General features: G+C 32.9%; 15 protein-coding genes and 1 pseudogene. 7 read left to right on the forward strand and 9 right to left on the reverse strand.

The window, feature by feature from the left end; genetic code table 11:
• Positions 1-121: pseudogene (locus tag Q0Q99_RS00285) on the forward strand (IS982 family transposase); the annotation flags it as partial.
• 169 nt (positions 122-290) lie between these two features.
• Here the strand turns inward: Q0Q99_RS00285 and Q0Q99_RS00290 are convergent.
• Positions 291-626 carry a helix-turn-helix transcriptional regulator gene (locus tag Q0Q99_RS00290; RefSeq protein WP_293889764.1) on the reverse strand — a complete coding sequence of 112 codons (336 nt, stop codon included), beginning with the start codon at positions 624-626 and terminating at the stop codon, positions 291-293.
• Between the two features lie 258 nt (positions 627-884).
• Here Q0Q99_RS00290 and Q0Q99_RS00295 point away from each other — a divergent pair, with 258 nt between their 5' ends.
• Positions 885-1,334, forward strand: coding sequence for a hypothetical protein (locus tag Q0Q99_RS00295; RefSeq protein WP_293889766.1), 450 nt, complete (start codon positions 885-887; stop codon positions 1,332-1,334).
• Between the two features lie 30 nt (positions 1,335-1,364).
• Here the strand turns inward: Q0Q99_RS00295 and Q0Q99_RS00300 are convergent, their stop codons facing one another.
• The 7 genes from Q0Q99_RS00300 to Q0Q99_RS00330 all read right to left on the reverse strand — a co-directional run bounded on the left by Q0Q99_RS00300 (position 1,365) and on the right by Q0Q99_RS00330 (position 6,777).
• Positions 1,365-2,669: a dihydrolipoamide acetyltransferase family protein gene (locus Q0Q99_RS00300; RefSeq protein WP_293889768.1), complete on the reverse strand. Its 1,305-nt coding sequence runs from the start codon at positions 2,667-2,669 to the stop codon at positions 1,365-1,367.
• Between the two features lie 74 nt (positions 2,670-2,743).
• Positions 2,744-3,904: a glycosyltransferase family 2 protein gene (locus Q0Q99_RS00305; RefSeq protein ID WP_293889770.1), complete on the reverse strand. Its 1,161-nt coding sequence runs from the start codon at positions 3,902-3,904 to the stop codon at positions 2,744-2,746.
• 94 nt (positions 3,905-3,998) lie between these two features.
• On the reverse strand, positions 3,999-4,526 hold the full coding sequence (locus Q0Q99_RS00310; protein WP_293889772.1) for a hypothetical protein: 528 nt from the start codon (positions 4,524-4,526) through the stop codon (positions 3,999-4,001).
• 10 nt (positions 4,527-4,536) lie between these two features.
• Positions 4,537-5,010: a GNAT family N-acetyltransferase gene (locus Q0Q99_RS00315; protein WP_293889774.1), complete on the reverse strand. Its 474-nt coding sequence runs from the start codon at positions 5,008-5,010 to the stop codon at positions 4,537-4,539.
• On the reverse strand, positions 5,003-5,770 hold the full coding sequence (locus Q0Q99_RS00320; protein ID WP_293889776.1) for a hypothetical protein: 768 nt from the start codon (positions 5,768-5,770) through the stop codon (positions 5,003-5,005). The genes Q0Q99_RS00315 and Q0Q99_RS00320 overlap by 8 nt, the downstream gene beginning before the upstream one ends.
• Positions 5,771-5,781: 11 nt before the next feature.
• Positions 5,782-6,216 carry a hypothetical protein gene (locus Q0Q99_RS00325; RefSeq protein ID WP_293889778.1) on the reverse strand — a complete coding sequence of 145 codons (435 nt, stop codon included), beginning with the start codon at positions 6,214-6,216 and terminating at the stop codon, positions 5,782-5,784.
• 9 nt (positions 6,217-6,225) lie between these two features.
• Positions 6,226-6,777, reverse strand: coding sequence for a hypothetical protein (locus Q0Q99_RS00330; RefSeq protein ID WP_293889780.1), 552 nt, complete (start codon positions 6,775-6,777; stop codon positions 6,226-6,228).
• Positions 6,778-7,119: 342 nt separating this feature from the next.
• Here Q0Q99_RS00330 and Q0Q99_RS00335 point away from each other — a divergent pair, with 342 nt between their 5' ends.
• Both Q0Q99_RS00335 and Q0Q99_RS00340 read left to right on the forward strand, forming a co-directional pair.
• Positions 7,120-8,982, forward strand: a complete 1,863-nt coding sequence (locus Q0Q99_RS00335) for an ABC-F family ATP-binding cassette domain-containing protein (RefSeq protein ID WP_293889782.1) — start codon at positions 7,120-7,122, stop codon at positions 8,980-8,982.
• Positions 8,982-9,758: an O-methyltransferase gene (locus tag Q0Q99_RS00340; protein ID WP_293889784.1), complete on the forward strand. Its 777-nt coding sequence runs from the start codon at positions 8,982-8,984 to the stop codon at positions 9,756-9,758. The genes Q0Q99_RS00335 and Q0Q99_RS00340 overlap by 1 nt, the downstream gene beginning before the upstream one ends.
• Before the next feature lie 61 nt (positions 9,759-9,819).
• Here Q0Q99_RS00340 and Q0Q99_RS00345 read toward each other — a convergent pair whose 3' ends face one another.
• Positions 9,820-10,488 (reverse strand): hypothetical protein, encoded by a 669-nt coding sequence (locus Q0Q99_RS00345; RefSeq protein ID WP_293889786.1) that lies wholly within the window; start codon positions 10,486-10,488, stop codon positions 9,820-9,822.
• A gap of 194 nt (positions 10,489-10,682) precedes the next feature.
• On the opposite strand from Q0Q99_RS00345, the gene Q0Q99_RS00350 reads away from it, so the two are divergent.
• The 3 genes from Q0Q99_RS00350 to Q0Q99_RS00360 all read left to right on the forward strand — a co-directional run bounded on the left by Q0Q99_RS00350 (position 10,683) and on the right by Q0Q99_RS00360 (position 12,552).
• Entirely contained in the window at positions 10,683-11,381 is a 699-nt protein-coding gene (locus Q0Q99_RS00350; RefSeq protein WP_293889788.1) for an ABC transporter ATP-binding protein, read from the forward strand.
• 180 nt (positions 11,382-11,561) lie between these two features.
• Positions 11,562-12,131: a cob(I)yrinic acid a,c-diamide adenosyltransferase gene (locus Q0Q99_RS00355; protein WP_293889790.1), complete on the forward strand. Its 570-nt coding sequence runs from the start codon at positions 11,562-11,564 to the stop codon at positions 12,129-12,131.
• Between the two features lie 199 nt (positions 12,132-12,330).
• Positions 12,331-12,552, forward strand: a complete 222-nt coding sequence (locus Q0Q99_RS00360; RefSeq protein ID WP_002986941.1) for a DUF2795 domain-containing protein — start codon at positions 12,331-12,333, stop codon at positions 12,550-12,552.
• The last annotated feature ends 31 nt before the right edge of the window (positions 12,553-12,583 follow it).

Consider the following 12,583-nt stretch of genomic DNA (forward strand, 5'->3'; position numbering starts at 1 on the left):
ATCTTTTGAAGGATTTAAAACAAGAATTTTAGCTAAAATAACAGCATTAACTTTGGTTCAATATATCAATAAATTCATATTTGATAGACCAATAAACAATATTAAAAATCAAATTATTTAATTACACCCAACGGGTTAATGATTAAATTTTAATTTACTAACAAATGTACACTTTTTGAAATTTAAATTATTACACAAATTCTATTATAATTTACAAATTAACTATATTTTTATTGCGTAAAAGATGTGTTCAAAAGTTGAAGTTGCCGGTGAAAGATTTACCATCACAACTATTTTGCGCCACCAAACCTATTGATGATAAAATCCATTTTTTTGTTTAAATCCTCAAACAAATGATTGGGCTCTTTGATTGTAATTTCGAAATTGTTTTCGAAAATTTCAGTATTTGGCTTGACCTGTAAGGTAGCATTTTGGATATCTTCCAATAAAAAATCGGTAGAAACCTCAAGTGCAGTAGCCAATTTTCTGATAAACTCGTGCCTGATGCTTTTTCCCTGTTCCCAGTTTCCGATGGTGACCTGACTAACGCCTACAAGGTGCGCCAATTCTTCCTGAGACAATCTTTTTTTCTCCCTGAAGTGGCGAATTTTGGTTCCGGTTGTCATTAGTTAATAAGTTGGTTGAGTTATTAGTGTCAATATCAGAAACACTTATAGTAATAACGTGATATTTAAAACTTTATTGTTCATTAATAGTGTTATTAATTTTTTTATTTAACAATTTTCTTTTGAAGTTTAAAAGAAATATTATGAATTTGAAAAGTTTTCCTTTAGGATTTTTTCTAAATGAGTGCCAACTTTACACTATCATTTTAAACAAAATATATTTTATGGGCAGCTTTACTTAATCTTAAAAACTTTATCATGAAACCAATCTCAAAAAGTAAAGCTAGCTCCAAATTCAAATCAGTAGTAATGTTACTGTTGTTGTGTCCAATTATGGCATTCCCGCAATCTGACATTTCAAATGCAATTAAAGGCGGTGAACTGCTGTTTGGCGGTTTAATTACCATTTTCAGTTCCAAACCAAAAAATGTCAATAGCACTGTGGTGGAAAGCGTCTGCATAAAAAACAAATTGGAAGATAAAATTACTTTTATTATCTCACGGCAAACCGAAGACGGTGATGAAATCCGGAAAGAATTAGTAATTCAAAAAGGCAGCAAAGAGTATTTTTATGAGTTGCCAAAAGGCGTTTATACCTATGAAGTGGTCCTGACCAACAATAGTATTTTTAAGAAAGGTGAGTGCAGGTTTGCAAATAAATCGACAATGATTGTTGATGGCGATATAGTAAAAAACCCTGACGAGTAGTCAGGGTTTTTGTATTTCAATATTTAATGTTTAATATTCTCTATTCACGTCAAATGCTTCCAGATATTCAGCAACGCGTTTTACAAAGCTTCCGCCTAATGCACCATCTACAACTCTGTGGTCATACGAATGTGATAGGAACATTTTTTGACGGATTCCTATAAAATCACCTTCCGGAGTTTCAATAACTGCAGGCACTTTTCTGATGGCTCCGAGTGCCAATATTCCAACTTGTGGCTGGTTGATAATTGGTGTTCCAAATACAGAACCAAAAGTTCCAACATTGGTCACAGTATACGTTCCGCCTTGTGTATCGTCCGGTTTTAGTTTCCCCATTTTTGCACGGTTTCCTAAATCGTTTACCGCTTTTGCCATTCCCACTAAGTTGAGTTGGTCCGCATTTTTAATTACGGGAACGATTAAGTTTCCATTTGGTAAAGCTGCAGCCATTCCAAGATTAATATTTTTACGCTTGATGATAAAATCACCGTCTACCGAAATGTTCATTCCGGGAAAATCTTTCAATGCTTTCGCCACGGCTTCCATAAAGATTGGCGTGAACGTTAGTTTTTCGCCTTCTCGTTTTTCAAATGCATTTTTAACGCGGTCTCTCCATTTTACAATATTCGTAACATCAACTTCAATGAATGATTGTACGTGCGCCGATGTTTGCAATGAAGCGACCATATAACCTGAAATCAGCTTACGCATACGGTCCATTTCTACAATCTCGTCACCGCCATTTACCGAAACGGGAACTGCATTAGATGAATGTGTAACTGCTGGTTGAGAAACAGCTGGGGTTGCAGCAACTGGTTGGCTTCCTCTGGTTTTGATATAATTTAAAATATCTTCTTTAGTTACTCTGCCATCTTTTCCGGAACCAGTAATAGTTTCCAATTCGGCAACAGAAATTCCTTCTGCTGTTGCAATGTTTTTTACTAATGGTGAAAAGAATTTGTCCGATGATTTGATTTCTGACTTCTCGGAAATGACACTTGTCGGTAGAGCAGCCGTTTTAGCAACTTCCGCCACGACGGGAATCTCGATTGAGCTCGATGTGACAGCGCTACTTTCAACTGGTAAATTTCCACCTTCAGTTTCTATAATAGCAATAGTCTGTCCCACTTTCACCACATCATTTACCTGAAATAATATTTCGGTTAAAGTTCCTGAAACTTCACTTGGCACTTCGCTATCTACTTTATCAGTAGCGATTTCTAAAACAGCTTCATCGGCATCGATTTTTTCGCCTACGTTTTTTAACCAATTTGTAATGGTTGCTTCCGCAACACTTTCACCCATTTTAGGTAATTTCAATTCAAACTTTGCCATATGTGTAAACTAAAGTTGTGTTTTTCAATTTCGTTTGCAAAATTAGGGAAAGAAAAAGCGATTAACGTGTTTTTCTACAAATTAATTACTTCTCCTCTATCGTTACTGCTGTTGCTTCCAATGATGAAATTGCTTTGTATCGGTAATAGTTTTAAAGTAAACGACTTGTTTTTGTTTTTCTCAAAAAAAGAAATGACGTCCTTAAAACTCAGATAATTTGTGTCCAGAATTACTTCCCTATTTTTCTGTTTCGAAAACGTTTGCGAAAATACTATTTTTCCGTTTTCCAAAATCGTTCTTGCGGTGTTTTTTTGAAGTTTGGCCTCTAATCTTTCTCTTATATTTTCATTATCCGAGATTAGGATATATTGATTTGGCGGAATTTTCGCTTTTGGCTTTCCTTGGAAAAGTTTGACAATCGAAAAATAAAAAGCGCCCAATCGTGCCATAAGATTAAAAAACAGCGATTGTTTGAAGTGTTTTTTATAGAAGAAATTGAGAAAATCCCTAAAGTGATTCATATAGGTTGCATCTTTAACAGTGCTTTCTCCTTTGTAATGTATCACAGTTGTTTCATGGAAGTAATAGTTTTGTTTGTGCAGCAAAAGTGCCCGGTAAGACAAATCGATATCATCAGCATACATAAAACAGTTTTCATCAAAACCTTCTAAGTGATTATACAATTCGCGCTTCATAACCATAAAAGCTCCAACCAGAATATCGACTTTTCCTGTTTGATTCTGGTCTAAATGCTGAGCGTAATATTTATTAAACAATACTGATTTCGGAAACAATTTATACAAGCCAAAAATTTTGGTAAAAGCAACCCACGGCGTTGGAATTCCACGTTTGCTTTCAGGAAGAAAATTGCCGGTTCCATCAATGAGTTTGCAGCCTATGATTCCTAAATCTGTTTTACTTTTGGCGAAAGCCAATATTTTTTCAAACGTATCTTCGGCAACAACGGTATCGGGATTTAGGATGCAGATGTATTCGCCTTTGGCTTCCTTAACCGCAATGTTATTCCCTTTTGGGAAACCTGAATTCTCTTTGTTTTCGATGAGTTTAATATTTGGAAAACGCTGTTTCATCATTTCGCAACTGTCGTCGGAAGAATTATTATCAATAACAATAATTTCGGCATTCAAGTTCTGAATCGCTTTTTCGACGCTTAAAACACACAACTCCAAAAAGTAGCGTACATTGTAATTAAGGATGATAACCGATACTTGCATTTGACAAATATAATCTACTTTTGCAAAAAATTGTTAACCGTGAATTACCTTTCAGTAGAAAATATATCAAAATCGTTTGGCGAAAGAACCTTGTTTAATGACATTTCTTCCAAGCTACAACCCTCCCATTTATAATAAGTTCAAACCAAAATGGTTTATTTCCATAGTACATCCAACTATCAAAATCCCTTTTCTTTTTTGTTTTTTGATATCTCAGAACCTTGTAATTATAAACTCCAGAATAGTAATAATAAAAACAGACCTCATTATTTAGAACTTCGTGTACTATCTTAAAATTTTCTTTCTCTAGTTTTATATCATGGAATACCTTATTTTCTAACTCAAAAGCCTTTTTTAAATATTTTTTTTCTAAATCTTTAAAATTCAAATTTCTATTGATTTCTTTTCCAAGAAATGTTTTTTTGTTACGGAAAATGCGCGTAAAAATGGTATCGTATTTTTCAATATCAAATTTTTCATAATTGATTTTTTGCTCAAATGCTCCATTATGAAAAGTTACTTTTATCTTTTCATTTTCAAATATTACAGCCTTAACTTCTTGTCCATGTGTTACAAATGAAGCTAAAACTAGCAACCAATTAAAATAGATTTTACGAACCATAATTTCAGTATTATATCTTCAATTCTAAAATTGCAAATAAATCTTCAAAGCCTTGATTTTTGAAGAAACCAAGTGCTTTTTCATTCTTTGAAAATACATGCAACTGGATAGTTTTAATGTTAACGGATTGCGCCCATAACTTTACTTCTTCCAAAAATGCTTTGCCAATGCCTAAATGTTGGTACTTTTCTTCAATCATAATGTCACCAATACTGCAATGAGAATTCATATTGTAATGACTATTGGAGAAAAAAATTAATTGAGCTGTGGCAAATCCGATTACTTCATTATCAATCAAAGCAACATATACTCTATTCGAGTCATGATTGATAAACCATTCTATTTCTGTCTTATACTCGTTTTTTGAATTATCCGTCTCCGAAAAATAATGGGCATCCAATTCTTTATGAATGTTCATGAGTTTTGTCCAAAGGGTAACTATTTCTTGAAGGTGTGCTGTGGTGGCTTCTTGGATTTTATACATATTTTTCTATTTTAACTTCATTAGTACTTAAAAGTGTAACCAAAATCAAATCATTTATTTTAAAATCATCTCTAAATATTTTTTTCAATTCTAAATATCCATTTGTTTTTTTATTTGAAAAAGATCTTGTGAAATAACCCGGAAAAACTTTGTTTTTATAGATTATATCCATATCATCTGATTCTAATGGCAATAAATAATCTAGATCATTTTTAAAAATAATAACACCTTTATTATATGCTTCTTTCCCTAGTTTAAGAACTGATTGGTTTATTTCTAAATAAGAGCTAACTTTTATGTCTATTTGCTTACTTTTTGAACCTCCTGTAATTGTCCCTCTACTATTCCATAAATTATTATTGAAATCAAAAGCTTTTATCAAGCTTTTTTCTATACCAGTTGCAAGGCTTATAGTTAATCCAAAAAAATCACAATCAGCATCTTTTTTCAAAATATAAATACAAACTTCCTTTTTGCAAATCAACAAATTTTTGATTGATTTGTTGACTTTTTTATTTGTTATCCCTGATGTCTTACTTTCTTCATAACCATTTTTGTAATTAATCATTCTACTCTTTAATGACTTTTCTGTAATTCCAATATATCTAACTGTTTTATCTTCCACAAAAGCATATAAAAGATTTTCTATGTTTAAATATTCAGCTTCAATATCAAAATAAATTTTACTATCTTGGTTGAGCTTCCAATTTCCAACTTTAATAAATCCAATAGTTTTTAAACCTTTAATAGTTTTTTCCATAATTTCAAATTTTAGTTAGTTATAATTATTTGTTCGTGTTTTATCCAAGTTTGTAGTAGCGAAGGATTTTCATTTACAGTTATTGTTGCCTCGAAATCTTCTTTAAAAGAAAAAGGACCTTCAAAATTCTTATTGTAACTTATAAATCCTTCCAACACCATTATTTTATCAGTTAATAAAAGTTGAAAACTGCAAAAGCTTTCCGTTTCTTGCAGTTCGTACTTGCCATTCACTTTCATGTATAAATTAGAAGAAATCATACTAAACTTAATTTCTGTTCCATCAAATGTGGTTAACGAAACTACAAATTCTTCTTTTAAATCATAATCTATTTCTATAATTACTGTTTTGGACAAACTTCGTGCTTGAAAAAAAGTGTAATTTCTTCCTTTGTACCTTAAATGTAAATGTCCACAATACCTATCTGGCGGTCTGTTAACTCTCATGTATAATATTTATTGGTTACTTAAAAAATTCATTTCCTCAATTGTTAAACTTTCAATACCATTATAATTAATTTTATCCAAAAGACTATCAACTGTCAATGGAATTGGTGCATCGAAAGTAATTTTGTCCAACAAAAGCAATTGCTCGTCTAACTTCATATTCCAAAAGAAATGCTCTTCTTTCGTTTTTTGCATTTGAAAACTAAATCCTAAAATAAACTGGTCTAAAAAAAACACTTTAGTAAGGTTTACACTTTTCAAAACATCATCCGTTTGGTATTGAGTTTTAAAAAACTGATGTATAGCTTCAAACTTTTGATTTACTGGAACAAAAAAATCATTCAATCTAAACCCTAAATCAAAGGCGTTAATTACACAAACACAACTAGTGAAATTGGGAAATCTATGCTTATTAGCTTCAAATTCTTGTAAAAATTGAATAGCTTTAAAAACAAGTTCGTTTTTTTTATGATGATTAAAAATCCAATCTATGATAACACTTCGATAGAGTTGTAACTCTTTTACTGAAATGGGCTTTAACAATATAAAATCATTTATCAAATGAGTCTTTGAATTCTCCAATTTGGCATTTTTTGCGGAATATTATTATCCATTTAATTAAACTTAAATTTGTAAGAATTTTTATAAGCTGTATGAGTAAATATATAAGCTTATTTAACAAGAAAAAAAACATTATTAAAAAAATTTTAAAAAAAATTTTATTGTTAAATTTTCGTTAAATTTTAATTTGAACACTAAGAATTTAAATTAGCCCCAATTGTAGCAAATACCATGTAATGCGAAAAGCGGGAAAATGGAGATGTAAAAAACACTGACCATTCGCTCAAATAAAAGATTGCTTCGTCCCTCGCAATGACTTACTTTTGCAAAAAATTGTTAACCGTGAATTACCTTTCAGTAGAAAATATATCAAAATCGTTTGGCGAAAGAACCTTGTTTAATGACATTTCTTTTGGCATTAACAAAGACCAAAAAATTGCCTTCATTGCCAAAAATGGTTCAGGAAAAACCTGTATCATGAACATTATCAATGGTGAAGACGAGCCAGACACAGGGCAAGTTGTACTTCGAAAAGGTTTGAAAATGGCCTTTCTTTCCCAGAAAAGTAATCTGCAGGACGAACTAACGATAGAGGAAAGTATTTTTGCTTCGGATAATGAAATTCTGCATGTAATTGAACAATACGAAAAAGCACTTGAAAATCCGGAAGACGAGGAAAAATACCAATTGGCTTTTGATGAAATGGACCGCCATAATGCGTGGGATTTTGAAACTCAATTCAAACAAATTTTATCAAAATTAAAACTTGACGATTTAAAACTGAGGGTAAAAAGCCTTTCCGGTGGACAAAAAAAACGTTTGTCTTTGGCTATTATTCTTATCAATCGACCTGATTTATTGATTTTAGATGAGCCAACGAATCACCTGGATTTAGAGATGATTGAATGGCTTGAAAGTTATTTTGCCAAAGAAAATATTACACTATTTATGGTGACTCACGATCGCTTCTTTTTGGAACGCGTTTGTAATGAAATCATTGAATTAGACAACGGAAAATTGTACCAATACAAAGGCAATTATTCGTATTACTTGCAAAAGAAAGAAGAGCGGATTGCAATGGAAAATTCGACGATTGACAAAGCACAGAATCTTTTCGTAAAAGAATTAGCATGGATGCGCCGTCAACCAAAAGCGAGAACTACCAAATCGAAATCGCGTCAGGATGATTTTTACCAAATAAAAGCCGTTGCCGAAAGCCGCAGGAAAGAAAATGTTGTGGAGCTTGAAATCAATATGGAACGCATGGGCAGCAAGATTATTGAGCTACACAAAATAAATAAAAAATTTAAGGAAAAAGTCATTCTTGATAACTTCACGTATGATTTTCAACGTGGTGAACGCATTGGTATCATTGGTAAAAATGGTACAGGAAAATCAACTTTCCTAAATATTTTGACTAAAACAATGTTGCCTGAATCAGGTAAAGTCATTATTGGCGACACTATTAAAATTGGGTATTACACTCAAAGTGGCATTAATCCGAAACCGGGGCAGAAAGTTATTGATATTATTAAGGAATACGGTGAATACATTCCGCTTACAAAAGGAAAAATTATTTCGGCTTCGCAATTGTTGGAGCGTTTTCTTTTTGATCCCAAAAAACAATATGATTTTGTTGAAAAACTGAGCGGTGGCGAATTGAAACGATTGTATTTATGTACGGTTTTGATTCAGAATCCGAACTTTTTAATTCTCGATGAACCTACGAACGACCTTGATATAGTTACTTTAAATGTGTTGGAAAGTTTCCTTTTGGATTATCCCGGATGTTTATTGGTTGTTTCGCATGACAGGTATTTTATGGATAAGATTGTGGATCACTTATTCATCTTTAGAGGCGAAGGCCAAATTGAGGATTTTCCGGGAAATTATTCCGATTTCAGGGCTTATGAAGATTCGGCTGAGCCAAAAAATTTATCGAGCGTAAGCACTGAAAAAGTAAATTGGAAGCAAAACAATAATGCTTCAACAGGATTGAATTTTAATGAACAAAAAGAATTCAGTAAGATTGAGCGTGAAATCAAGGACTTTGAATACGAGAAAAAGCAAATCGAGAATCTGTTTTCAGAAGGCAAAGTTGCGGATGCTGATATTACCAAGAAAGCCAAAGAACTGGAAGTTATCATTAAAAAACTGGAAGAAAAAGAAGCGCGTTGGTTTGAACTTTCTTCAAAAATGGAGTAATGTTATTTCAAGTTAAGTCATATTTAAACTTTCTATTTAACTCCACAAACCAGCACGGAGTACATTCTCCGTTTGTTTTTAACTTGGTTACCAAATGCTTCTATGACAAGAAAAAGTATCCTGAATATACCATTCTTAAAAACTATCGAAAGTCACTTTTACAAAACAAAAACACTATTGAAGTTACAGACTTTGGAGCAGGTTCAAAGGTTTTTAAAAGCAATACACGGACAATAAATAAAATAGCCAAAAATGCTGGAATTACTTCAAAACGAGCAAAATTGCTCTTTAAGATTACCAATTATTTTCAGCCTGTGAATATATTAGAAATTGGAACTTCTTTGGGCCTGGCAACTTCTGCCATTTCATTGGGCAGCCTTGGTACAAAAGCTAAAATCACTACGCTTGAAGGTTGTCCCAAAACAAGCGCAATTGCAAAAAAACAATTTGAAAAATTTAATTTAAAAAATATTGAGACAGTAGTTGGTGAATTTTCAAAAAGTTTACAACTTCAAACTTCCAACTTCCAACTTATCTACTTTGACGGCAATCATTCCAAACAAGCAACTTTAGAGTATTTTGAATTATTGTTGCCAACAATCACTAACGAAAGCGTTTGGATTTTTGATGATATTCATTGGTCTCAGAATATGGAGGAAGCCTGGAAAACCATAAAGCAACATCCGAAAGTAAGCATAACAATTGATACGTTTCAATGGGGATTTGTTTTCTTTCGTAAAGAGCAACCAAAAGAGCATTTTGTCATTAGGACATAAAAAAAGAGATGGCAACCATCCCTGATTACCATCTCTTCATTAAAAACCAACTTTTTATTTTTTATTCTTTCGCTTCTTTGTTTTCTCTTGCTTTTGCGCCAATTCTGTTCATTTTAAACATTGGAGAAAATTTGAATTTTATAGAAGCTATTTTATTATTGTCTTCAGAAGATAATCCTTCTTTTTCAACGGTGTTTTTTCTGCTATCCAATGCTTCATAAAGTAATTTAACTTCATCATAATCTTCACGGCTGAAATCCTCTTTATTAGCTTTATAGGAATCGTAAAAATCCTGATACACTTTCAAAATATTGTCTTTATTTACCCACGCAAAATTCATGTCTTCACCAACTTTTCCTTCACCAAAAAATCTGTCTCTCACTAATTGATTTGGATTTGTTGTAGCTACAACTTCTTTTTCCGGTTGCATGTCTGCATGATATTTTGCTCTTAAAGCTTCGTATTTTGCTTTGCTCTCAGCTAACTTTTGTTTAAGCTCTTCATTATCAGTCGTTGAATTATCCACAACGGTAACTCTGGTTTGGTATCCGGCATCAATAGCATCCCAATTTGCTTTTGCATCATCTTCTGATACATTACCAACCGAGTCGACATAGGTTACATAATTATTGATAGTTTCTTCTGATTTAGCCTGCTTATCATCCTTGCAGGATGTAAAGGCTAAAAACGTAACTGCCAGAATTCCGACAGAAAATACATTTTTTTTCATGATATTGATTATTAGTTATTAATTAATTTATGGTAAAATTACTCCCATTTTATTCTTAAAATGTTACATATTTTTAAAAAGGATTTACAGAATTCCTACATAAAAACTGTAACATCTTGACAGTTGTGCCTACTTATGGTGAGACATCTTATAATTTAATTTTTTATACTTTTACCAAAATACATTATTAAAAAATGGCAAATCCATTAATCGACATTAAAAAGTTAAAACGTGATTTTCAACTCGGAAATGAAACTATAAATGTTTTAAAAGGCATTGATTTACAAATTAATAAAGGAGAATATGTGGCTTTAATGGGACCATCAGGTTCCGGAAAATCAACTTTGATGAATTTATTGGGTTGTTTGGATACGCCAACATCGGGAACGTATATTTTAAACGGAAATGATGTCAGCAAAATGCACGATGATGAGTTAGCCGAGATCCGAAACAAAGAAATTGGTTTTGTTTTTCAAACTTTTAATCTTTTGCCACGGACAACCGCACTTGATAACGTAGCATTGCCAATGATTTATGCGGGCTATTCCAAGTCTGAAAGAAACCAACGTGCCACGGAAGTTTTAACACAGGTAAATCTTTCCGACAGAATGGATCATCAGCCCAACCAACTTTCCGGCGGACAACGCCAGCGTGTCGCAATTGCCAGAGCGTTGGTCAACAAACCTTCGATTATCTTAGCCGATGAACCTACCGGAAATCTTGATAGCAAAACTTCGATTGAAATCATGAATCTTTTCAACGAAATTCATAAAAACGGAAATACGGTCATCGTAGTTACCCACGAAGAAGACATTGCAAAATATGCTCACAGGGTCATTCGTTTAAAAGACGGAATGATAGAAAGTGATAATCCAAATGTTGATCATTTATAGGAGCGAATGGTTAGGGCTTTATCTGTAATCCATTTTCCCGCTATCCGCTATACCTCGTCCCAAAAGACGAGATGCCGCTTCTATCGGGGCTAAACCGCAATCCATTTGATTTTTGTTATCTTTGGTCTCCAATTTTACTTTGGATATTTAAAATCTAAAATATAATATTTAAAATTCATCATGAAAGTCTATACCAAAACCGGCGACAAAGGAACTACAGCATTATTTGGTGGAACCCGCGTTCCAAAAGACCACGCACGAATTGAAAGCTACGGCACTGTTGATGAATTAAACTCCTATATTGGATTGATTCGCGACCAGGAAATAAATCAGCATTACAAAGACATTCTAATCGAAATTCAGGATAGATTATTCACAGTTGGTGCCATACTAGCGACTCCTGCGGAAAAAGAAATACTTAAAAATGGGGAAAAACGGTTGCAAAACCTAGGGATTGTCGAAAGCGACATTGAACTTCTTGAAAAAGAAATTGATTCAATGGAGGATTCATTACCACAAATGACACATTTTGTTTTACCTGGTGGGCATACAACTGTGTCATATTGTCACATTGCCCGTTGTGTTTGCCGCAGGGCCGAGCGTTTAGCCGTGCATTTAAGCCATACAGAAACCGTAGCCGAAATAGCAATAAAATATTTAAACCGACTTTCTGACTACCTTTTTGTCTTGGCACGGAAGTTGTCTTCGGAGCTGCAAGCTGATGAAGTGCAATGGATACCGAGGAAATAGTGTTCACTATTCAGTTAGCACTATTCAGAAAATTTTAGGTGTGAAGAAACTCTTATTAAACAGCGTAACTTAACACTAAAAAAGGAATACTGACCAATTGCAAAAAGACGTTCTTAAACATATTTAAAAATAAATGAAAAAAAACTTGACTTTTTCAGTAATAAATTTATTTTTGCATTAAATTAAAAATCGATAGAAGATGTATTGGACATTAGAATTAGCATCGTATTTAAGTGATGCACCTTGGCCAGCAACCAAAGACGAACTTATAGATTACGCCATCAGAACCGGCGCTCCTCTTGAAGTAGTTGAGAATTTACAATCTATAGAAGATGAAGGTGAAATATACGAATCTATGGAAGAAATTTGGCCAGATTATCCAACAGACGAAGATTACCTTTGGAACGAGGATGAATATTAAAAAATAAAAACACACAAAAGAGAAAAGTCCA

It is taken from the genome of Flavobacterium sp., assembly GCF_025352425.1.
GTDB lineage: Bacteria > Bacteroidota > Bacteroidia > Flavobacteriales > Flavobacteriaceae > Flavobacterium.